This is a genomic window from Ruegeria atlantica (genome assembly GCF_013032455.1).
GTDB classification, from domain to species: domain Bacteria; phylum Pseudomonadota; class Alphaproteobacteria; order Rhodobacterales; family Rhodobacteraceae; genus Ruegeria; species Ruegeria atlantica_B.
Genome location: NZ_WQCF01000003.1, coordinates 125326 through 146001, shown reverse-complemented (window position 1 = coordinate 146001; position 20676 = coordinate 125326). Strand labels below are relative to the sequence as shown.

The 20676-nt window shown below is 58.8% G+C and carries 22 protein-coding genes; 1 reads left to right on the top strand and 21 read right to left on the bottom strand.

Annotated features, from left to right (window positions below):
- Nucleotides 1-4: 4 nt before the first annotated feature.
- The 17 genes from GOW93_RS07585 to GOW93_RS07510 all read right to left on the bottom strand — a co-directional run bounded on the left by GOW93_RS07585 (nucleotide 5) and on the right by GOW93_RS07510 (nucleotide 14420).
- Nucleotides 5-3967: a baseplate multidomain protein megatron gene (locus tag GOW93_RS07585; RefSeq protein WP_170382791.1), complete on the bottom strand. Its 3963-nt coding sequence runs from the start codon at nucleotides 3965-3967 to the stop codon at nucleotides 5-7.
- Nucleotides 3968-4414: an NlpC/P60 family protein gene (locus GOW93_RS07580; protein WP_170382790.1), complete on the bottom strand. Its 447-nt coding sequence runs from the start codon at nucleotides 4412-4414 to the stop codon at nucleotides 3968-3970.
- On the bottom strand, nucleotides 4411-5298 hold the full coding sequence (locus GOW93_RS07575; protein ID WP_170382788.1) for a DUF2163 domain-containing protein: 888 nt from the start codon (nucleotides 5296-5298) through the stop codon (nucleotides 4411-4413). Before GOW93_RS07575 ends, GOW93_RS07580 begins: the two co-directional genes overlap by 4 nt.
- Nucleotides 5298-5930, bottom strand: coding sequence for a DUF2460 domain-containing protein (locus GOW93_RS07570; protein ID WP_170382786.1), 633 nt, complete (start codon nucleotides 5928-5930; stop codon nucleotides 5298-5300). Before GOW93_RS07570 ends, GOW93_RS07575 begins: the two co-directional genes overlap by 1 nt.
- Nucleotides 5931-5946: 16 nt before the next feature.
- Nucleotides 5947-6609: a phage tail tape measure protein gene (locus GOW93_RS07565; protein WP_170382784.1), complete on the bottom strand. Its 663-nt coding sequence runs from the start codon at nucleotides 6607-6609 to the stop codon at nucleotides 5947-5949.
- On the bottom strand, nucleotides 6596-6805 hold the full coding sequence (locus tag GOW93_RS07560; protein WP_170382782.1) for a rcc01693 family protein: 210 nt from the start codon (nucleotides 6803-6805) through the stop codon (nucleotides 6596-6598). The genes GOW93_RS07565 and GOW93_RS07560 overlap by 14 nt, the downstream gene beginning before the upstream one ends.
- Nucleotides 6802-7122: a gene transfer agent family protein gene (locus GOW93_RS07555; RefSeq protein ID WP_170382780.1), complete on the bottom strand. Its 321-nt coding sequence runs from the start codon at nucleotides 7120-7122 to the stop codon at nucleotides 6802-6804. The genes GOW93_RS07560 and GOW93_RS07555 overlap by 4 nt, the downstream gene beginning before the upstream one ends.
- Before the next feature lie 4 nt (nucleotides 7123-7126).
- Nucleotides 7127-7540 carry a phage major tail protein, TP901-1 family gene (locus GOW93_RS07550; protein WP_170382778.1) on the bottom strand — a complete coding sequence of 138 codons (414 nt, stop codon included), beginning with the start codon at nucleotides 7538-7540 and terminating at the stop codon, nucleotides 7127-7129.
- Nucleotides 7541-7560: 20 nt separating this feature from the next.
- The gene (locus GOW93_RS07545) at nucleotides 7561-7974 is read right to left on the bottom strand and encodes a DUF3168 domain-containing protein (RefSeq protein ID WP_170382776.1); all 414 of its coding nucleotides are present in this window, start codon (nucleotides 7972-7974) and stop codon (nucleotides 7561-7563) included.
- Nucleotides 7971-8309 carry a phage head closure protein gene (locus tag GOW93_RS07540; protein WP_170382774.1) on the bottom strand — a complete coding sequence of 113 codons (339 nt, stop codon included), beginning with the start codon at nucleotides 8307-8309 and terminating at the stop codon, nucleotides 7971-7973. The genes GOW93_RS07545 and GOW93_RS07540 overlap by 4 nt, the downstream gene beginning before the upstream one ends.
- Nucleotides 8306-8905, bottom strand: a complete 600-nt coding sequence (locus GOW93_RS07535) for a head-tail connector protein (protein WP_170382772.1) — start codon at nucleotides 8903-8905, stop codon at nucleotides 8306-8308. Before GOW93_RS07535 ends, GOW93_RS07540 begins: the two co-directional genes overlap by 4 nt.
- Before the next feature lie 171 nt (nucleotides 8906-9076).
- Nucleotides 9077-10255 carry a phage major capsid protein gene (locus tag GOW93_RS07530; RefSeq protein ID WP_170382770.1) on the bottom strand — a complete coding sequence of 393 codons (1179 nt, stop codon included), beginning with the start codon at nucleotides 10253-10255 and terminating at the stop codon, nucleotides 9077-9079.
- Nucleotides 10256-10291: 36 nt separating this feature from the next.
- Entirely contained in the window at nucleotides 10292-10837 is a 546-nt protein-coding gene (locus GOW93_RS07525; protein WP_254443488.1) for an HK97 family phage prohead protease, read from the bottom strand.
- Nucleotides 10838-10863: 26 nt separating this feature from the next.
- Entirely contained in the window at nucleotides 10864-11082 is a 219-nt protein-coding gene (locus tag GOW93_RS07520; RefSeq protein ID WP_170382768.1) for a GTA head formation protein, RCAP_rcc01685 family, read from the bottom strand.
- A complete protein-coding gene (locus GOW93_RS07515) occupies nucleotides 11075-12235 on the bottom strand; it encodes a phage portal protein (protein WP_170382767.1) in 1161 nt (386 codons plus the stop codon). The genes GOW93_RS07520 and GOW93_RS07515 overlap by 8 nt, the downstream gene beginning before the upstream one ends.
- Nucleotides 12236-12376: 141 nt before the next feature.
- Entirely contained in the window at nucleotides 12377-12688 is a 312-nt protein-coding gene (locus GOW93_RS21000) for a luciferase domain-containing protein (protein ID WP_438826187.1), read from the bottom strand.
- Nucleotides 12689-13049: 361 nt separating this feature from the next.
- The gene (locus GOW93_RS07510) at nucleotides 13050-14420 is read right to left on the bottom strand and encodes a DNA-packaging protein (protein WP_170383194.1); all 1371 of its coding nucleotides are present in this window, start codon (nucleotides 14418-14420) and stop codon (nucleotides 13050-13052) included.
- Between the two features lie 835 nt (nucleotides 14421-15255).
- Between GOW93_RS07510 and GOW93_RS07505 the strand changes: the two genes are divergently transcribed.
- Nucleotides 15256-16512, top strand: coding sequence for a DEAD/DEAH box helicase (locus GOW93_RS07505; protein WP_170382765.1), 1257 nt, complete (start codon nucleotides 15256-15258; stop codon nucleotides 16510-16512).
- A gap of 36 nt (nucleotides 16513-16548) precedes the next feature.
- On the opposite strand, the gene mltG is transcribed toward GOW93_RS07505, so the two are convergent.
- From mltG to GOW93_RS07485, 4 genes are all read right to left on the bottom strand, one after another.
- Nucleotides 16549-17709 (bottom strand): endolytic transglycosylase MltG, encoded by a 1161-nt coding sequence (gene mltG, locus GOW93_RS07500; RefSeq protein WP_170382763.1) that lies wholly within the window; start codon nucleotides 17707-17709, stop codon nucleotides 16549-16551.
- Nucleotides 17710-18975: a beta-ketoacyl-ACP synthase II gene (gene fabF / locus GOW93_RS07495; protein WP_170382761.1), complete on the bottom strand. Its 1266-nt coding sequence runs from the start codon at nucleotides 18973-18975 to the stop codon at nucleotides 17710-17712.
- Nucleotides 18976-19177: 202 nt separating this feature from the next.
- Complete coding sequence (locus tag GOW93_RS07490; RefSeq protein ID WP_170382759.1) at nucleotides 19178-19921, bottom strand: HisA/HisF-related TIM barrel protein; 744 nt, start codon at nucleotides 19919-19921, stop codon at nucleotides 19178-19180.
- A gap of 118 nt (nucleotides 19922-20039) precedes the next feature.
- A complete protein-coding gene (locus GOW93_RS07485; protein WP_170382758.1) occupies nucleotides 20040-20579 on the bottom strand; it encodes a GNAT family N-acetyltransferase in 540 nt (179 codons plus the stop codon).
- Between the last annotated feature and the right edge of the window lie 97 nt (nucleotides 20580-20676).

The window sequence follows — 20676 nt, the reverse complement described above, 5'->3', positions numbered from 1 at the left end:
CCGCCTACGCAACCGTCAGGCTAGCCGGATAGCCCGGGCCATAGCTGGCCGAGATCTGTGCCACCTGTACGTCGTAGGACCCGCTAACGCCATCCATGGCTTTCATTGCGGCGGAATATACCCAGTTCGGCTGACCGACGACCTGCTCTCGGATCAATGCGCCATTTGCGCGAACTTGAACCAGATAGGATTCGCTTTCCTCCGCCAGCGGAACGTCCAACGCAGCCCAGTCGTCCCCATCCAAGCGAGTGCGACGTATCCAGGAAAATTGATCGTCTGCAGCCGAAGTATTAGCCCGCAGATGCACCGGAGAGTAGGGCCGCAATCCGTTCCCGTCGAAAGCTTCGACCAAATGGACAAAAGACGGGTCGTCATAACCTCGTGTCGCCGGACCGATACGATAGTGTTTGCTGACTCGCCGCTCGGACCGCAATAGACCGGTCTGATACACGCTCTGATCCAAAAGTACGAACATCGACCCATCTGGCCATACGTCCGGAACAATCGCATCTGTCCCCAGCTGTCCACGTAAACGCCCGGACAAGGTGTAGATGCCGCTGTCCTGAAGAGTTGCGTTGGCGAACTGGAAAAGCTCCCAATTACCGGGCGTTCCGTCACCGATTGCCGCCAGATTGGCGCCGTTGAGCAAGGCTTCGCGCGGGCGAGATTCCAGCACGCCGTCGATCAAATTGACGCGCAATGGCGCACCTTCATCCCAAACACCGGCGCTCGCACGCATCATAGGTGTCTCTGTAAAACCGATGATAGCCTGACCCGTGATCACATCTTGCAGGTCGTAATCTTCATCATTGGCAGACGAATAGACGGCTACGCCACCAGGCCAAGGATTGGCCGATGCAGCAATATACGGGGCATGAGGCCGTTCTGAGCCAGTGATAAGCGGTAGGTCCATGAAGACGGATAACACCGGTACCGGCGCAACAAAAGGCGTGGCGCTCACTACATCATCGGGTAAGTCGGATGGTTCATAAACGCTCGGCTCGATACGAACCGCCTCGACCAGTTGCAAATCAGCCTGCTCGAGCCGGTCGATACGATACCGTGCACCGTGGCCTTCTTTTGCCAAACTGACAACGTCGCCCGCCCCCAAATGCAGCATTGACGGCGGCAACGCGAACCGCGCCGTCTCACGCGAAACCCTCGCCTCGCTCAGCCATCGCTCGGCCGTCTGGCGACCTTCGGCGCGCGTCATCGACAAGGGCATTTCATTCTCGGACACCGAATGCGTGCGCGTGTCAGGCAATATGGCCTCTTCCGAAACCACATCGTGATCGGCATCTGATTGAACGAACCGCAACCGAACACGACCGGTCAATTCGGCCTCGGCCTCTCGGCGGAACTCAATCTGACCATCTATATCAGAGCTTTCGGCCAGAATATCAGTGTCCAGTTCCACAGCCTGGCGACCATCACGCATCTGGAACAAAAGCACTCCGTCCCGCTCAATGGCATCGAAACCATAGCGCAACATCAGCGGTTGCAATGCAGCGCGTGCACTGCTCACATCTTCAATCGCGTAGCCCCGCACGACACCCTCAAGTCGCGAGACATCAATATCTACTACCCCGGCACCATGACATATTTCCGTGACCACTGATGCCAGCGTGCGCGTACCCGATCGTCCATTTAGCCAGTGACCTTTGGAATAATTTTCGCCATCGCTCCACTGGCTGCGCAGATTTGGGAATGTTGGGAAAGGGCGTGCGTCCCACGCCCAGACATAGGTATTTTCCATGTCCACCATGCGCCCGTCGTACTGATCTGAAGCCGGATTGACGGCGGGATCAGACCAGTAACCCAACATTGCCTTCAGGTATTGGACCTGCATGAAGTCATCGCGCTGCCCGTTCGAATATCGCGGCAAGCTGGATTCCGAAGATTTCGGGTCCAGAAATTTATTCGGCTCATTGGTACCCTTTTCAATCGCCGCACAACCCAGTTCGGTGAACCAGATCGGTTTCGAACCCGGCACCCATTCCGTTGGTTCAATTTGCCGAACTCCTCCGATGCGTTCGTGATGCGGTTGCGACCACCAATTGCGCAGGTCCTTGTATCGCCAGACCCAGGCCTCATCGTGGTCGTCATCTATGATAGGCATCCGGATTTGGGCCTCGGCCTCTTCGGGTGAAGCATAGTACCAGTCATATCCTTCGCCGCCTTCGATATTGCCGCGCAGGTAACCCAGATCATAGATCGAATGCGCGCCGGACTGCGCATCCATATGATCCACGCCATCCCGCCAATCCGACAAGGGCATGTAATTGTCGATACCCACAAAGTCGATATTGTCATCCGCCCATAACGGATCGAGGTGGAAATAGCGATCCCCCGACCCATCATTGGGTTGATAGCCGAAATACTCACTCCAATCCGCAGCATAGCCGATCTTGGTATCCGTTCCTAAAATGTGACGCACCTCGGCAGCCAGAGAGCGCAGCTGGGACACAGCCGGAAATCCGGATAAGCCCCGGATCTGGGTTAAACCGCGCATCTCGGACCCAATGCAGAACGAGTCCACTCCACCTGCGGCTTTGCATAAGGCCGCATAGTGCAAGATAAACCGGCGCATGCCCCATTCCTGCGGGCCAGTAAAAGTCACTTCACCGTCGCCAACGATAAAATCGCTGGCTCGTGCGGTCCCAAAGAACGCTGCCACTTCGGCGTCCGCCGCTGCCGTCCGGTCCGGCGAAGCGTCTCGTCCCGGAGCAACACTTAGCGTAATCCGACCACGCCAGGGCAAATGCGGTTGGTGGTCCGCATCAGACCAAGGGTCGGGCAAACCATTGCCCTGAACCTGATCCATCAGGATAAACGGATAGAACATCACCCGTTTACCGATGCTTTTCATATGTTGAATCGCTTGCACCACTGATTGGTCTGTGGGGGTTGCACCGTAAAGCGGACGATCGTCCTCATGACGTACAATCTGGGCCGCCTCCCGGTTCATGCCTGCCACACGCCAAGGCATGTTTTCACCTTCGTAGTTCTTATGCAGAACTTTCGGCTGAAGCTGGCATTGGCCGCATCGCAGATCACCCCCGAACCACGACACTATCAAAGAGGCTGAGTCACAGGCCGGCAGTTCAAATTGCAACGCCCGCGTCGATGTCACCAAATCTGGAACGCCTGAGGCCGAGTTGACATTTGCCGCCCAGCTACGTCCACGCCCTTTGGTATAATTGACTTGCTCGCTGGCCAGTGCGTACTCGCCAGTACCCGGCATCATCGCCACACCACGCACCGTTTTTGACAAAGCATCTGCTGTATCTGGCATTCCGAGTTGTTCTTGTCGCACAACTTCGAATGAAAATTGCGGCACCCGATTCCCGAACGATGCCAGTTGCAGATCCTCGATCACAACATAAGCTGTTCCGCGATAGGCAGGAACTTTACCTGATCCCTCGATCGCCTCGATCAAAGGGTCCGGCAATTGATCGCCCGTCCCCTTGTAAATGCGCATGTTCAGGCCCGAACGTTCCAGTTCTTCACCATCTGCCCAGATCCTGGGAACATCCGAAATCTGCCCGGCACCGACCGCGATTGCGAGAGAAATTGAATAGCTGTAGCTATGCGTGGTGGTCTTGACCTCGGGCGTACTTGGAGAGCCCTTTCCCCCGCCACCCGTTTGTCTGGTTGTGCTTGTGCTTTTGGTTTCCAGAAAATCCGACGCCCAGATCACCTGACCACCCACTCGCATGCGCCCGAATATCGTTGCAACGGGTGCACCTTCTCCGGTTCCCGTTAGGCGAAATCGGTCCAGTCGCCCAGTCTCGACAACCTCGCTGCCGCTTCCCAAAACAGACTGGTGCATCAACCGCTGGTCGATGACCCGCCCCAAGGTGGCACCAACCGCGCGACCAACTACCGCCGTTGACAGCCCAGCAACCGTTCCGCCAATCGCGCCGCCCAGTGCAGCCCCTGCTGCGGAAAAAACTATTGTTGCCATTCACTTATTCTCCAGCGGGAATTCAAAACAGGCGACCACCCGGCGACGCCAAGGATCACTCAACGTGTTTTCGACAACGCCGTATCCTGAATATGCGTGGATAAAACGCAGCACGGATTCTGACTGACTGACGATACCCACATGCTTTGCAACTCGCCCGTCACACATACGGAACAGCAATACATCGCCCATGACCGTATCCTCGCGAGATTTCTCGATCAGGTGCCGACGCGCTGCGGCCCACAGGCGCTCCTCACCTTGAGGCTCTGACCAGTCCATGCTGTAAGTCGGCACAGCTTCGGGCTCACCCCCGAGCACAGCCCGCCAAACGCCGCGCAACAAACCGAGGCAATCCGTGCCTGCGCCTTTGACCGAAGCTTGATGGACATACGGTGTTCCAAGCCAACTGCGTGCCTCATCAACAATGACATGCCTTTCGATACTCATCGCCTGCTGCCCCCATTGTTCGCGTTTCTTTGCTTGGGGACTGCCAGCATCCAATCTTCACTTGGCAGATCAGGGAAACCCTGAAAATTTATGAGATTATTGAATTTCTCCCTGCAATCACTCATTCGCTTACTGCATCCAGCCGTCAGCCGCACCCGATCTCCGACGGCCAAGCCGCCACCAATTCCGGACCAAAGCGATATGTTGCGCCCGCCAGAGATAGGCTCGTCCAGTTTGATAGCGGCCCACAGCCCGCTCGCTGTCCCCGAGACAACGTCTAGCCTGCCTCGCTGGAACCAAGCCGGTGCCGCTGCCTCCGCGCCTGTTAGCCGCAAGTTACCGTCCGTCCCCATTTCGGCGATCACTGCTTCGACCCAATACCCAGGCGTATCGAGATTGAATTTGCAGGTTACGTCCCCCAAAACGGCCGTACAGGGTTTCTGGTAAATCCGTCCCAATGGTCGGTTAAGCAAATCCGTCAGGCCCCGCAATTCGGCGTGGAATGCGCCACCAGCGCGTCGCATCTCGCCGATGGACCCTCTGAATTGCAATATCCGCTGTTCGGGTTGGGCCCAGTTGACTAGCCACGCGCGCACTTCCGCACCATCAAAGCGACCCGCTTCGATATCGTTTTCCGTGACTGCAGCATCAGACAGCGCGCCCATGGCCTCGGAATTGTCGATTGACAGGCCCGTCGCCTGCTCGATTGCGGTAGCGGTCAGTCCGGTGCTGGCCTTGAAGGTGATACCCTCAAAGCTCAATCCCATGTCATGATCGGTGAACCCGAATTCCTGCCCATCCACGCGCTTGATTGCCCAGCAACGGCAAGTCGTGGTTAACCCGCTTTGTAGATGTGTATGCAGCCCCTGCCTATCACCACCCATCAGACGCGCACCTCGACAACCGGAACATTGGGAACATCACCAGCTTGAAAGCTTGCGACGCTGGTCTGAATCTTGTCGGTGTCGAACCGAACCGGAACATCAAATTCAAATCCGGCGGTTATCTCCACATTTTCCGGCGGGGGGGCTGAAAATGCTATCAGTCCATTGGCAAGATCCACCTCGAAGTCTATGCCTTCGCGCATAAGGTCCTGCTCTAAGCCGATTGTCACTGTCCCGAGTACGGGCTTTACGATCGGCCGGACATAGCTAAATCCACCCGAGCTATAGGTCTTCACCAATTGAAACTCGGTTTGGCTACCATTGCCCAGCGCAATGACCTGATCGTCGTAGGCCACGTCTGCCGTGGCCGTACCAGATTTGTAGTCTGACCAATCTTTCCACCGAAACCCGAACATCTGGCCCTGACGGGCCTCAAAGAATGAGATCAGTGTTTCGATATCGTCCAGGGACCGCATTCCGAACCCGGCGTCGTAACGGCGACGGGAATGCGCCCAGGGTGTGTTGCGCTCTTCGAACCCGTTGGCCAGCGTCACGATATCTGTGCGACGCTCCGGGCCGCCAACCGAACCAAAGCTAAGGCTGGCGGGAAATCTGACTTCGTGGAAATTCATGAGCTGCTCCCTCATTTCACCTGTTGCGATTGCCGCGACCCAACGCGCGGCTCATCTGAGCGGCAATCTGCCCCTGGCTGCGTCGGAACCCCTCCACGTCCGGAGTCGTAATGTTCATCACCACGTTCACCGCGCGACCTCCGCCCGAAGTCCGAACGCCCAGTTTGCCATCCGGCCCGCGTGCCAGAGGCATGATCGCCTCGGGCCCAGCTTCGCCCATCAATCCGGTGCCACCGCGCATGGGAAAAGTTGTGGGGCCGCTGATCACACCGCCGTTGGCAAAAGGCATCACCCGGCCCTGTGAGAAACTTCCGCCGTCGGCAAAAGGCAAAATACCCTGCACCAGACCTCCGACCGTGTTCGCCAACATGCCACCAAAGTGATCCGTCACCGGCTTGATCGCTGCAGAATAGGCTGTGCGGATCATTGACTCTTTCAGCACATTCAATGCGTCAGACAGGTTTTGGCCATCCAGTACCACGCCATCAAATGCCTTGCGCAACCCGCCAGACATGCCGCGCTCCAACGTTGCAACGTCCTTACCCGTTTCTTCAAACGCCGCGCTGATCCGTTTCATCTGGTTGTCGAAAGCCGCAGCCATCGACGCCGCATCCCCCAGCGAGTCGCCCAGCGCCTCGCCCTGTTCCTGCAGGTCGTCCAACCCGTCACGATCCGTCATCACGCTCTCCTTGTTCCTTGTCCGGATAAGCCGCCAGCAAGGCATTTAAGCCTGCTCGATTCATCGACGGCACCCCATCGCCCTGCCGCAGCATCAGCCGCAGTTCAGCCGGTGTCAGACGCCAGAACTGATCCGGCGTCAGGCGCAGACCAACGAAACCGGCCCGCATCAGGGCGGGCCAATCGAACCCGCTCATGCGCTACTCGGCACCATGAAGGCCCTCGCCAGCAATTCAGCCGCCGTCTTGGCAGCCTCCATCGGGCCACCGTGGATCTCGGCGTGCATAAATTCAGCGCGGGTCACATCCGCCCCACCACCCCGCAGTCCTGCCACGATCAGCGCCAGCACATCACCGCTGGAATAGGCCCCACCTTCGAACCGCTGCACCAGCTCAACCAAGGACCCGGCGCCCAGTTCTTGTTCCAATTCCGCCAAGGCTCCCAGCGTCAGCTTGAGCACCCGTTGTTTCCCGTCGATGGTCAATGCCACCTCACCCGTCCATGGATTGGCCATCGGATTAAAGCGCAGTGAATGCCAGAGCGCCCGCGCTGGCTAGGCTCATTTCGTATGTCGCCTCGCCATTGTGCGAGCCTGCATATTCAATGCCCGTGACCTGAAACGCGCCTTCGACAATCCCGAAGTCGGGGATGATCACCTGAAAGTTCGGCGTCTCGCCATCAAAGAACAATTGCCGCGCACGTTCGTCCGTGCCTGCATCCTTGAACACGCCAGAACCCGAAATCGAGGCCGACTTGACCCCTGCCCCCGATAGCAGCTCGCGCCATCCGCCTTGGCTTTCAAGGCTGGTGACATCCACGCTTTCTGCGTTGAAACTGACCCGCGTGGCGCGTAGCCCCGCGATGGTCTCGAACAGGCCCGAGCCGTTCATATCTACTTTGACCAACAGGTCTTTTCCGTTCTGGGCAGCCATATGCTCTCTCCGTTGATTGCTTAATCATCTTCCACGCGGGCGCGGAATCTCAGGTCGATCTGGCGGATTGCCCCGCCGGTTCCCGTGCGGCGGGCCGAGGCGCGTTCGAACCACAGCCCCACAAGGCGCCCCCTGTCCAAAGTCAGCGCAGCCCCCTCAAGCGCATCACACACCGCGCCGGCCAACGACTTGGCTGCGCCAAAGCCCGCTGCTTCGGAAACGACGGACACGGTAAAGCGATGCACGGCACCCGCACCCGATTGATCCGAGGCATCCCGAACCTCTTCCGGCCCCAATGTCACGTAGGTGTGCGGTACAGCCCCGGCAGGGACCGCATCATAGATTGCGCCACCGGACAGCAAGCCGATCTGGGCATCGCCTAAAAGTTTCTGATAAACAGCCGCCTGCAGGGCCGCTGAAATGCCATAACTCATGCCACCACCTCTTCGTCTGCAAAACAGATCAGGTACTGGCCGCGCGGGTCTCGTTCAGCTACCGCGCGAATGACAAAACGGCGGGCGCCTTCGGTAAAGCGCTGATCCGGCGAAGGTCGCATTGAGGACCATTCGGGTGCGCCTCGTACCACGATGCGGTAACCAACGCGGGATACCGAAGCTTCGCCCACCTCGCGTTCCGCCCCGCTTCGCGCCGTCACTTCAGCCCAAAGAGTGCCCAGCGCAGCCCATGTCTCGGTGTATCCGCCTGCGCCGTCAGCGCTGCGCACTGGCGCCTCAAGCACCAGCTTTCGGGTCAGTCTTGGCGCATTCATTGCATCACCCCCGCACCGAACCGCACCGTGCGATAACGCTGGATCAAACTGGTCACGCCAAATGGCATGCAGCCCGCGCCCAGAGCCGTTTCATCGCGGTATTCGTAGTAATGCGCGGCCAGCAGCAGCACGGCCTGCCCCAGATCAGCAGGTAAGCCGCCCCAACCAAACGACATTCCTGCGGTAAAACCAATTTTGACTGAGGCACCAGAGGCAACTGTGGGCAATCTCGCCCCTACCGGACGCAATAACGGCCGCTGGCTGTCCTGATCCAATCGATAGGTTTCCGCCGCAACTACTGTTTCCGCACCCGCTGTGTCAGTGACAGTCACTGAATTCAAAGATACCACCGGAGCCACGGGCAGAATTTCGCTGGCAGGGTCGCGCCATTCACTCAAACTCCAGAAAAATTCGCGCACAATCAGAACCTTGCCGGTGCGCGCCTCGATCGCTGCGATTGCCGCCCGCAGAAATCCCTTTAGTACCTCGTCCTGCACGCTGCCTTCAGCAAAGCCGGTTCCCAACCGCAGATGCGCCTTGAACTGATCCACCGGCAGCGCCGCATCCGCGATGGCGGTTTCTTCGATCAACATCATTCATTCACTCCGCAATCTCGGACCCCTCCGGGGCCGTAACTTCAGGAAATTGGCAGGCACGCGCCGCCCCACGTTGCTCGGACGGAGGGGAGCAGCTAGACAACGCGGGGGATCTCACCCCGGCCCGCGCCCGCCGCCCGAGGGGCCTGCACCCCCCGGATCCGTCACCGCTTAGGCAGTGCCGAATTTCACCAGCTTGATTGCAGCAAAGTCGCTCACGTCTCCGCCCACGCGCTTGGTCGCATAGAACAGAACATGTGGCTTGGCGCTGAACGGGTCGCGCAGAACGCGCAGATCAGGGCGTTCAGCGATAGTGTAGCCCGACTGGAAGTCGCCAAAAGCGATTGAGAAACTGTCGGACGACGCATCCGGCATATCTTCGGCGATTAGCACCGGATACCCCATCAGACGCGCAGGCTCACCAGCGGCCAGACCATCCGACCAAAGGAAGCGGCCATCGCTGTCCTTCAGCTTACGGATCAGACCCGCGGTTTTCGAGTTCATCACGAAGGTACCATTGACCCGGTACTGCGCACCCAGCGCATAGACAACATCGACAATCGCATCGGCGTCGACACCACCGTCGATTCCGGTCGGCACGTAACCGATATTGCCCCAATCCCAGACATCGTTGTCGACCTTGGCGTGGTCCAGGATGCCCTTGGGCTTGTCGACACCATCGCCGCTGATAAACGCCGCCGCCTCAGCGCGGGCGAACTTGTCGGCGATACGACCGGCCAGCCAGCCTTCGACGTCAAACGCACTATCGTCCAGCAGACGCTGCGAGGCTTTCGGTAGCGCGCTCAGCTCATGCAGCGCGATCGAAATACGGTCAATCGACGGCGTCGCCGTCTCGGTCGCGGTCGAGGCTTCATCTGCCCAGCCCGCACCCACATCTGTGTGGTCGATAAGCACGTCGAACGAATTCGCCTCGACATTCACCACCGACGCAATCGAGCGGATAGAGGCGGTGGATTTCAGCACCGACTTGATAATCTCGGCAGTTTGTGGATCGACCAGATAGCCGCCGTCGCTGTTGACCGCACTGGTCAGCGATTTGGCCTCTATGTCCAGCCCGCGCAGACCATCATCGTCGCCCGAGCGCACATAGGCGTCAAAAGCCTTCTGATGCGGTGCGCCGTCCTCGATCGAGGCCGCAAGATGCGGGCGTGCCGCGATTGTTGATTTACGATCCAGCATGGTCAGTCGCTCTTCTGTCTGTTGCAGTTTGGTTTTAACTTCAGCCTTCAGGCCCTTGAATTCATTCACGAAGCCAGCCATTGCCTGCTTCACCTCCTGAACCAGGGGCGCACCTTCTCCGGTCAAGGCCGGGGTTTCGGTCTTGCTCATCAGCACTTCCTGTTTTTTAGGTGGGTTTGAGGCGCGCTAGGTTCGCGCCAGCTCCTGCCGGGCATCGTTGAACACCTCGGCAATACTGCGCAGGGTTTCATCGGTTTCAGGGGTTGCCCCCTTGGCCGTAACCCGCGCACTTGGCAGCATTGGGAAGGTCACCAGAGACACCTCCCACAGCTCCAGTTCGGTCAAGAGCCGCAGGCCCCTATCATTCTTCACAGCCCGCTTGGTGCGATAGCCAATCGACAGGCCATCCATCGCGCCTGCCCGGATCAGTTCCGCCGCCTCACGGCCCTTTTGCGTGCACTCCAGCAGACGCCCCTTGACCCACAGGCCCTTGTCATCCTCGCGCACCTCGTCCCAGACACCGATGGGCTGCGCCGGATCGTGCTGCCACAGCATCTTGACACGCTGACCAGCGGCCTTGAGCCCCTCAAGCGAACCGCGGTACGCCCCGCGCTGAACCACATCGCTGCCTTGGTCGACTTGCCCAAACAGGCTGGCATAGCCCTCGATCACCGCATCCTCAGATACGGAAAGCCCATCGCCAAACCGCGTGAATTTGTGTTCCAAATCCATGAACTTCTCCATGTAATCCACTGACATTATGGCGTTACTACAAGGAATGACTGAAACGCCTGCGCCAGGATCACCGCGGCCACACCATAGACCGTCAGCCACAACCGTTTCTCCAGCCGCTCCATCATCTCTTCGATCTGATCCAGCCGCCGACAAAGATGAGCGTGCTGGATCTCGGCCACCCGCTCATGCGCGTCCAGACGCAAGCCCGGCGCACATTCAAACGGAGGAAACCCCTCAGCCATCCGCACGCTCCGGCAGCCCCAGCAGCGCGCGTTTCTCGGCATCGCTCAGGAAATCGGCCCCGTTGACCCGCGCCCATTGCGCATCGCGCTCTGCCGACAGCGCGGGCACCTGATCCAGATCGGGCTTTAGCACCAGTTCCTCACCGGTAAAGCCCGCCAGCCACTCCGACACAGCCGCCGCCACCCGCGTCACCAGGGGCAGCACGGTCAGGCGATAAAACGCCCGGTTGGCCTCCTGATAGTTCGAATAGGTCGCGTCGCCTCGTATCCCCAGCAGCATCGGCGGGACCCCAAAGGCCAGCGCGATCTCGCGGGCGGCGGCTTCCTTGGTCTTTTGAAACTCCATGTCCGAGGGCGAGAAACCCATCGGCTTCCAATCTAGCCCCCCTTCCAGAACCATTGGACGCCCGGCATTACGCGCTCCGCGATAGTTCTGCTCGATCTCGTCAGACAGACGCCGGAACTGATCCTCGGCCATCACTCCGTGGCCATCACCTTTCCACACCAGCGCCCCCGAAGGCCGCGCCGCATTGTCCAACAGCGATTTCGACCACCGAGACGCGCTGTTATGCACATCAATCGCCATCGCCGCCGCCTGCATCGGCGAGAACCCATAGTGATCATCCTGCGGGTGGAACGCCTTGATATGACAGATATTTTCTGCCGCAAACCGGTGCTTCTTGCCACCCACCGCGTAGTCATACGCCTTGGGCCAGCCATCCGCACCCGGCACCACGCTCATCCGGTCCGAGCGCAATACGTGCAGTTCAACCGGCAAGCCCTCTTCAGCCTGCACCGCCTCAACATAGGCATTGCCCGATAGCAGCAACTGCCCGAACAAGGCCTCCATCAACTCCGCCCACCCCTGCGCCGCATTTGGACGGCGCATGAGGGACAGGATCGGATGCACATCATAACGCTGCGCCTGATCCTGCAGTACCAAAGGCAACGCCGCTGCCGCCTCGGCAATCAGTTTGACCGAGCGAAACCCCACCGGATTCCCCGAAAACCCCGTCCGCGTCAGCGTCACCGTGTCCCGAGGGCTCCACGCCACGCGCCCACCGGTCTGCCACGCCACCACAGGCCCCGCCGCGCTCGCCTTCGCCTCGGGCGCTGTTTCAGCCGTTCCACGACGCAAGAAATCGAATACCATCTGTGCTCCTTTCTGCCGCCGCTCTGCCCGGCTTGTTGAGAGGAGTTATGACGGAAAGAAGTTTAAGCCTCGAGAATGGGGCGTACGGGGGGTGGGCAACGCAGAGGCGATCAGGAAACGATCCGCTTCACCGGCTAGGTGCTAATTCCTCTGCAATGACCTTCCGGTCACATAGTTGTATGATGCCAAAACCAATTGGAAAACAACGTCTAGCTCGTTTTCCGATGAAGGAGTGAAAATCATCACAAATCCTTCCCACCCCGGTCGTTTTTGCGACCAGGGGTGCGCGACGGCCCAGCCTGCATCTATCGCGACCCGAGCCGTTTCAGGTTCCAGCGATGCGTGGAGTGAGCCATCAGGATGCACATGTGCAAATTCTCGACCACCCACTATTACCTCAGGATGCGCTAACGAAAGGTTGTCTGCCAACCAAAACCCTTTGGCTCCGGGCATTGAGATCACAGTCTCACGAACTTCCACATCAGGAATTTCGTTGACGCGCCTCAATAGGTCCTCTGTTAACTCCGGAACAGGCGCAACTCCAATCTGGACATGTGGGACGCCTCGGGTTGTTTCCGGTCTCGGAGTTGTCCTTTCTGGCACTTCGATGCTTTGCGCGACAGTAGGCTCAAGAGCAATACATATCATCGCTACAACGAAGCAAATTTGGAAAGTGTGCCGGATGCTCATAACTAGCCTCCCGTCCCGATATGATCGCATCAACTTAGGTGCAAAGCAATGCTTCTGGGTAGGTTTTGCGTTCGAGCTTAGTGTCATAGTTGGGGGATTTACTAGGCTCTCGGCTGCGGCCCCCTCACAAACTCCGCACCCTAGGCCGCCGATACGCCCCGGCTGGCCCTACAATCAACTCATGCAACGCCCAGACCAGCGCGTCGACCCGGTCGGGGGAGCCCTGTCCCTCAAACCCGCGCGCGGTCATCTGGCACATCTGCTCCTCCAGTGCGTCTAGCCCCGCCACATGGCTTACCCGCCCCTGTTCGTACAAAGCCGCCACAGGCTCGGCCCGCGCGACTTTGCCGCGCGATGCCCGCACTGCCCGATAAGGCACCAGAGGCTCCACCTGCCGCACGACCTCTTCCACCAGTTGCCCGCCCTGATTGACCTCGGCCACCAGCCGTTCAGCGCCGAACTCATCCATCGCGTCAATCGCCGCCTGCGCCCAGCCCGCCGGGCCGACGCCCTGCACCGTCCGGTCGGCCAGCACATAGGCGCGCCAGTCTTCGGGCGGCCCCTTCACCCGCGCACCCACAACCACGATCCCACAGGCATCCGCATCCGACCCCGCTGTCACCGCCGGGTCCAGCGCCACGACCACCCGGTCCAACTCTGGCACCCGGTCCACCCGCGCCGCCTCCAGCATCGAGCCCGTCCACAACGCGCCTTCGGCATCCGACAACAACACCCCATCCAACTCCTGCCGCCCCAGCCGCGTGCCTGCATAGCGCGCGCGCACCTCGTCCAGGAAGGACTCCGCCAGATTGGCCCGGTTCGCCTCGGTCGGCGCATGGGTCTGCACGGTGGACGGCGACGCCAGCAACTCCTTCAATACCTTCACATTGCGCGGCGTGGTGGTCACACAGACCCGAGGCCGCTCCCCCAGCCGTAGCGCAAATTGCAACATATCCCAGGTCTCGCCCGCCTTCTTCCACTTGGCCAGTTCATCCACCCAGGCCGCATCGAACTGAGGGCCACGCAGCCCCTCAGGATCATGCGCCGAGAACGCTTGCGCCTCGGCCCCGTTGGGCCAGACCAGTTTCCGCTCCGATGCTTTCCATGCAGGCCTCCGATCCGGAGGCGAACACTGCAAGATCCCGCTGTCCCCAAAAATCATAACATCGCGCACCTGATCAAAAGTCTCGCCAACCAGAGCCACGCGACTGGCCTCTCCGCAATCCAACGGCAAAGACCCTTCGACCATCGAGCGCACCCATTCAGCCCCGGCGCGCGTCTTACCGGCCCCGCGCCCGCCCATGATCACCCAGGACCGCCAGTCGCCTTCGGGCGGCAATTGATGCGGTAGCGCCCAGAACTCGAACAAGAAAGGGAGGGCACACAGCCCCCCCTCCCCGATCTCACTCAGAAATCGCTCCCGAACCGCAGCATCTGCGGAGGCGAGCCAGCCTGCACCCGATTTCAAATCGAGCCCGCTCAAGGTCGAGCGCATACCCTCCCTGGGCAATTCCGGCTTGTCTGTGATGTTGTTCGACAAAGCTTGTCTCCACTTTCTGACAACTTCGGATCAGCCCCTCTAGCTGCCCAAGTTGCTTGCCTGTTCCGGCAAGGTCTGCATCCTCCCCGGCACCGATCTGCCTGCGCAGTTCTTCCGCTGTCTGGCGCAAATCGCGAATGGATCGCTCAAGCGACTGCAACAAGTCGGCCGTCTGAGAAATCCGCTCTTCCGGGGTAATCAAAGTCATGTTTGCCTGTGACCTCATGCGTGAGTTTTCTCCGCACGAGAGAAACGAAAAACGGCCACCGGGTCGCCCCGGGGCCGTTGCCCACTTCTTCTAGCATAACTCAACCTATAGATGATTACTATCGCAATGTCAATAACTTACGCAACACATGGCGCAACACTTGGCGTGCGCTCAAGTAAGAAATTCTGATCTACGCGCCTGTCAATCGTCCGCATAATAACATCCCTCGACGCGCATAGCCTCTCGAAGCACTAAAAAGTGGGTTCGTTCACCTGGAGGCATCGGATCCCCCCGCACAAATTGAAACAAGAACAAAACCTTGACAATTCGGTCGATAACCCGCATGTGCCCCACAAGACAGCGCTGACGCGTGAGCATCGGCGGCCGAAACCCCGGCCCCTACAGCGCCACTACAACCTCCAGTTCCCCTTCACGCAGGGTTCTTGATGCGACAGCCGGACGTTACAGGATTCGCCTGTGCTATCCGAGGCTTCGCGTAAACCCTGCCGGTCGCGCGATTTGCGTGGCCAGACACTCTTGTCCGTGGCTGATTTACAGTCCCGGATTACAAAGGATTATTACGTGTTCGACTTCGACATGCTGGGCCTTGCTCCGGCTTTGAATGACGCGCTGCTGCGCGCCAACTTCACCCAACCCACCCCGATCCAGAACCAGGCGATTCCGCTGGCCCTGCAAGGCCGCGATATTCTCGGGCTGGCGCAGACCGGCACCGGTAAGACGCTGGCATTTGGCCTACCGCTGATTGACCACCTTTTGGCCCAACCGGGCAAACCTGCCCCCAAAACAGTTAAGGCGTTGATCCTCGCCCCCACCCGCGAGTTGGTGAACCAGATTGCAGAAAGCCTTCGCGACCTGACTAAAAAGACGAAACTGCGCGTGGCCACTGTGGTTGGCGGGCAGTCCATCGGCAAACAGATCTCATTCCTGTCGCGCGGCACCGATATTCTGGTCGCAACACCAGGCCGACTGATCGACCTGATGGAACGTGGCGCCGTTGACCTCAGTTCCGTCCGCCATCTTGTGTTGGACGAGGCTGACCAGATGCTGGACATGGGCTTTATCCATGCCTTGCGCAAAATTGAACCCGCTCTGGGCACACCGCGCCAAACCATGCTGTTCTCGGCGACAATGCCGAAACTGATGGAGGAACTCAGCCAATCTTACCTGAACAACCCGCAGCGAGTGCAGGTTTCGCCTCCGGGCAAAGCAGCAGATAAAATCACGCAGTCTGTGCATTTCCTTAGTCGGGCAGAAAAGCCGGGGAAACTGCGCGAAATTCTCTCGGCAGACATGAATGCACTGACGCTGGTCTTTGCCCGCACCAAGCACGGAGCGGAAAAGCTGATGAAGGGGCTTGTGGCCGATGGCTTTAACGCAGCCTCAATTCACGGAAACAAAAGCCAAGGTCAACGCGACCGTGCGATCAAAGCGTTCCGGGCCGGTGAGATCAACGTATTGGTTGCCACCGACGTCGCAGCACGCGGCATCGACATTCCAGGTGTGACCTATGTGATCAATTATGACCTGCCCGAGGTTCCCGACAACTATGTCCACCGGATTGGCCGTACCGCCCGTGCCGGACGTGAAGGTGAAGGAATTGCCTTCTGCGCGCCAGATGAATTGGACCAGTTGCGCCAGATTCAGAGGCTCATGAAGATCGAAATTCCGATCGCCAGCGGAACGATGCCCGAGTTTGCTGAACCGAAGAGACCGCAGAAACGGGGTGGATTCCGGGGACGCAAACCCCATGGTGCCAATTCAACCCAAAAACCCGCATCAGCCAAGCGCCGCCGCCCTCGCAGGCGTCCCGCTGCTTAATAAAATAAGGGCCGCGTTTTGTACGCGGCCCTTTTCTTAGTTGCTTGAACTGTTTCGCTCAGCCTCGATCTCGCGCCATTTGGCAACGTTGCGATTGTGTTCATCCAGAGTTTCCGCAAAGGCATGGCCGCCGGTGCCATCTGCCACAAAGAACACGAAATCAGTTTCGTCCGGAGCCACGGCAGCCTCAAGGCTGGCTAAACCGGGATTGGCAATCGGTGTCGGCGGAAGCCCGTCAATCACGTAGGTATTCCAGGGTGTCGCCCTGCGCAATTCGCTACGGCGCAGACCACGGCCCAATACACCTTGCCCCTTGGTGACCCCATAGATCACGGTCGGGTCCGTCTGCAGCTTCATGCCCCGTTCCAGTCGGTTCACAAAGACACTGGCCACCTGTCCACGCTCATGCGGAACACCGGTTTCTTTTTCGATGATCGAAGCGAGAATAAGCATCTCTTCGGGGCTGCTGATCGGCAGACCGCCCTCTCGGCTTTCCCAAACCGCATTGATCCGAAGCTGCTGTTTTTCCTGCATGTCTTGCAGCACTGCAGTTCGGTTATCTCCCGGCGTCACTTCATAGCTGTCCGGAGCCAACATGCCCTCGGCAGGAACCTCGGTTACGTCACCGGTTAGAACATCGATCCCCTTCAGTGCCTCGGCTACCTGCCACGAGGTGACACCCTCAGCTACAGAAACCCGATACCGCGTGTCGGAGTCTTGTCGCTTTTCAACATATTCAGAAGGGGCTTCCTCTTCAGAGGCTTCAAAACTGGTAATCTCAACGAATTCCAGCGTCGATGGATCAAGTTCACGTACACGCGTCTGAACACGTGTCACACCGATCCGGTATTCGATCTCGGACCCACAGGTGCTAGCTCCGCTGTGCGTAATGTCGTCGATGATCTGCTCCATCGACGCGCCTTCGCGCACAAGAAAGCTGCCCGCCTTCAACTGCTGGGCCTTGTCCGAATAATCTGCGGCCAGCCGAAAGATCAGCGCGCTTCTGATGGCGCCGTTATCCTCAAGCTTTTGACTGACCACAGTCATGTTTGAACCGCGTTTCACCTGCAGGCACATGGCGGTTTCCAGCGGGCCTTCGGACTTGTACTGCGACTGACCCCAAAGGATCAGACCACCAACCAAGAATAAGCCGACCACCAGGATGGTCAGCGCATTCGATGCCAAAGCCCGCCACATTTAGCTGACCTTTCCGAAGATCACACTTGCGTTGGTGCCACCAAATCCGAACGAGTTCGACAGGGCAACGTTGATTTCACGCTCACGCTTTGCATTGGGTGCAAGGTCAATTGGCGTTTCAACTGCCGGGTTGTCCAGATTGATCGTCGGCGGAGCCACCTGATCTCGGATTGCAAGGATCGAGAAGATTGCCTCGATCGCGCCAGCCGCACCCAGCAGGTGACCAGTGGCCGACTTGGTCGAGGTCATGGTCGCGTTGCTTGCGTGTTCACCCAGCAGACGCTCCACAGCACCCAGCTCGATCGTATCAGCCATGGTCGAGGTGCCATGCGCGTTGATATAGTCCAGGTCCTTCGGCTCTAGCCCAGCGCTGCGCAGCGCGGCCTTCATCGAACGTTCCGCGCCATCACCGTCCTCTGACGGTGCCGTGATGTGATAGGCATCGCCGGACATGCCATAGCCGAGAACCTCGGCGTAAATCTTCGCGCCCCGCGCCTTGGCGTGTTCGTACTCTTCCAGAATAACGATACCCGCGCCCTCACCCATGACGAACCCATCACGGTTAGTGTCATATGGGCGGCTGGCTTTTTTCGGATCGTCGGCATATTTGGTAGACAGCGCTTTGCAAGCGTTGAAGCCCGCGATGCCGATCTCGCAGATGCAGCCCTCACCACCGCCTGCCACCATGACATCCGCGTCACCGGCGCGGATGATACGGCTGGCGTCACCAATGGCGTGTGCACCTGTCGAACAGGCCGTCACGACCGAGTGGTTCGGCCCTTTGAATCCATGGCGGATCGAAACCTGCCCCGAGGCCAGATTGATCAGCGCACCCGGAATAAAGAACGGCGACACTCGGCGCGGACCTTTGTCGCGGATCAGGTTGGCCGTGTTCGCAATGGATCCCAGACCACCAATGCCCGAACCGATCAGGACCCCGGTGCGTAGACGTGCGTCTTCGTCTTCGGGCAGCCAATCGGCATCCTTACAGGCCATCTCGGCAGCCGCGATGGAATACAGAATGAAATCTTCGATTTTACGCTGCTCTTTCGGCGGCATCCAATCGTCGGGGTTAAACGTTCCGTCAGTGCCATCGCCACGCGGCACTTCGCAGGCATAGGTCGTGGTGACCCCGCTTGCCTCAGCATCGAACTGAGTGATCGGGCCCGCGCCGGATTCTCCGTCCAGCAGCCGCGACCAGGTTTCTTCGACCCCACTGGCCAACGGAGTGACCAATCCCAGACCGGTTACAACGACTCTGCGCATGAAATGCCTCTTGCCTGCTTCCTGTTTGAGAACCGCTCATACCCCGGCCAGGGGGCCGGGGGCAAGAGCCACGACGTATTCCCTTCCGGCATCATCCTGCCAAAAGCAAAACGAATGCGCCGCGTTGTCCCTCCAAACCATACAAAAAGAAAAACCGCCTGCTGCCGCGACGGACAACAGGCGGCGTCCAATGTCAGACACGTTACTGGAACTGCGCCACCGGTTCGTGCGCCGTTTGAGCAACTTCAAGCGCCTCGGCCAGGCTGATCGATTTGCGGAACAAGGCCCGGCCAACAATAGCACCCGAAATATTGTGAATATAAGCCAACCGAGAGATGTCGTCGGCCGTGCGTACAACACCGCTTGCGATTATCGGCGTGCGGGATTTTTCCGCCAGGCCCGAGATAAGGCCCAGTTGCGCTTCGACGTCTTCCATATCGCTGTCGATATCCGTGACCACGATGGCCGCAAACGGGGTGTCAGCGAAAGCTTCGATAAAGGCTTCGGGTGTAAAAGCACTTTGACTGCGCCAGCCTTCAGTCATGACAAAGCCCTGCCACACGTCAACGGCCAGAACGATCTGATCCGGGTAGAGCTTGGCCAGTTCCTTGACAAGATGGGGATCCCACGCTGCCAAAGTACCGATCACGATCCGCCCAGCCCCTTTGTCGATCCAGTGTTCAACCTGTTCGCGTGTGCGCATCCCTCCGGCCAACTGCACCGGCATTTCTGCCGTACGAATGATCTCTTCGACCAATTCGGCATTGGTATCCCGACCTTCGATAGCGTCGAAATCCGTCAACTGCATCCATTCGGCCCCGGCGGCCGACCACCCGCGCGCCGTTTCCACTGGATCCACATGCCAAATCATGGCGTTGTCCAGACGGCCCTTATCCAGTGTAACGCACCGGCCGTTCTGCAGTTCCATAGTGGGGTAAATCCTCATGAGCCCGTTCCTCCGCTCAATCACATGGCAATCCAGTGTACCATATACGCCGCGCTAAAGCTGGATTTACCAGTTTCGGCAAAATGAGGACAATTTGCGGCATCGACATATATTGAGACTACAGGCGTTTCGGCGGCCCGTTCCGGCGCAGCAACACAACCTGAGAGCCGTTGTATTCACTTTCGCGCATTGCCACATAGCCCAACTTCTTGGCCAGTTTTTGCGAGGCCGCATTGGCTGAATTTACCATTGCTACCAATGGGCCGGGCATGATGCGGTCAAACCAGTCATGCGCGGCCTGCGCGGCCTCAAGCCCCAGTCCCTGCCCCTGCGCCTCGGGAACCAGAATCCAACCCGCCTCGGGGAAGCTGTCAAAATCCTCGCCCATGGAACGGTTGCCATAAAAGAAACCGGCTTGCCCGATCATCAGCCGATTCGATTGCTGTAAAACCGCCCATTGTCCGAATCCAGCCATATGCCAATGTCCGGCGTTTCTAAGGAAGGAATCCCACGCCTCACCGCGCGAACGTGGCTTGCCGCCGATATGCTGCACGATGCACGGGTTGCGCCAAATCTCGGCGAACCGGTTGAAATCTTCGGGCCGCATGGCGCTAAGCATCAAGCGTGCTGTGTTTATCGTCGGGGTGGATCGTATCATGCCCTGCCCGCTCGGAAAAAATTTGCCTCAGCTCAGACTGTGCTTAGCGGATTTGCGTCAAGCAAGGACGAATTTAACGGGGGCAAAAAAAACGGCG

What these genes read in the sequence shown, in the direction of transcription:
- GOW93_RS07540 (WP_170382774.1), bottom strand. Translation starts at nt 8,309, where the DNA reads ATGAATGCGCCAAGACTGACCCGAAAGCTGGTGCTTGAGGCGCCAGTG.
- GOW93_RS07485 (WP_170382758.1), bottom strand. Translation starts at nt 20,579, where the DNA reads ATGATACGATCCACCCCGACGATAAACACAGCACGCTTGATGCTTAGC.
- GOW93_RS07560 (WP_170382782.1), bottom strand. Translation starts at nt 6,805, where the DNA reads ATGAGCGGGTTCGATTGGCCCGCCCTGATGCGGGCCGGTTTCGTTGGT.
- GOW93_RS07545 (WP_170382776.1), bottom strand. Translation starts at nt 7,974, where the DNA reads ATGAGTTATGGCATTTCAGCGGCCCTGCAGGCGGCTGTTTATCAGAAA.
- GOW93_RS07575 (WP_170382788.1), bottom strand. Translation starts at nt 5,298, where the DNA reads ATGGGTGGTGATAGGCAGGGGCTGCATACACATCTACAAAGCGGGTTA.
- GOW93_RS07530 (WP_170382770.1), bottom strand. Translation starts at nt 10,255, where the DNA reads ATGAGCAAGACCGAAACCCCGGCCTTGACCGGAGAAGGTGCGCCCCTG.
- GOW93_RS07570 (WP_170382786.1), bottom strand. Translation starts at nt 5,930, where the DNA reads ATGAATTTCCACGAAGTCAGATTTCCCGCCAGCCTTAGCTTTGGTTCG.
- GOW93_RS07550 (WP_170382778.1), bottom strand. Translation starts at nt 7,540, where the DNA reads ATGGCTGCCCAGAACGGAAAAGACCTGTTGGTCAAAGTAGATATGAAC.
- GOW93_RS07535 (WP_170382772.1), bottom strand. Translation starts at nt 8,905, where the DNA reads ATGATGTTGATCGAAGAAACCGCCATCGCGGATGCGGCGCTGCCGGTG.
- GOW93_RS07585 (WP_170382791.1), bottom strand. Translation starts at nt 3,967, where the DNA reads ATGGCAACAATAGTTTTTTCCGCAGCAGGGGCTGCACTGGGCGGCGCG.
- GOW93_RS07565 (WP_170382784.1), bottom strand. Translation starts at nt 6,609, where the DNA reads ATGACGGATCGTGACGGGTTGGACGACCTGCAGGAACAGGGCGAGGCG.
- GOW93_RS07515 (WP_170382767.1), bottom strand. Translation starts at nt 12,235, where the DNA reads ATGGTATTCGATTTCTTGCGTCGTGGAACGGCTGAAACAGCGCCCGAG.
- GOW93_RS07525 (WP_254443488.1), bottom strand. Translation starts at nt 10,837, where the DNA reads ATGGATTTGGAACACAAATTCACGCGGTTTGGCGATGGGCTTTCCGTA.
- GOW93_RS07490 (WP_170382759.1), bottom strand. Translation starts at nt 19,921, where the DNA reads ATGAGGATTTACCCCACTATGGAACTGCAGAACGGCCGGTGCGTTACA.
- GOW93_RS07510 (WP_170383194.1), bottom strand. Translation starts at nt 14,420, where the DNA reads ATGCGCTCGACCTTGAGCGGGCTCGATTTGAAATCGGGTGCAGGCTGG.
- fabF (WP_170382761.1), bottom strand. Translation starts at nt 18,975, where the DNA reads ATGCGCAGAGTCGTTGTAACCGGTCTGGGATTGGTCACTCCGTTGGCC.
- GOW93_RS07555 (WP_170382780.1), bottom strand. Translation starts at nt 7,122, where the DNA reads ATGGCCAATCCATGGACGGGTGAGGTGGCATTGACCATCGACGGGAAA.
- GOW93_RS07580 (WP_170382790.1), bottom strand. Translation starts at nt 4,414, where the DNA reads ATGAGTATCGAAAGGCATGTCATTGTTGATGAGGCACGCAGTTGGCTT.
- GOW93_RS07520 (WP_170382768.1), bottom strand. Translation starts at nt 11,082, where the DNA reads ATGGCTGAGGGGTTTCCTCCGTTTGAATGTGCGCCGGGCTTGCGTCTG.
- GOW93_RS21000 (WP_438826187.1), bottom strand. Translation starts at nt 12,688, where the DNA reads ATGCCCGGAGCCAAAGGGTTTTGGTTGGCAGACAACCTTTCGTTAGCG.
- mltG (WP_170382763.1), bottom strand. Translation starts at nt 17,709, where the DNA reads ATGTGGCGGGCTTTGGCATCGAATGCGCTGACCATCCTGGTGGTCGGC.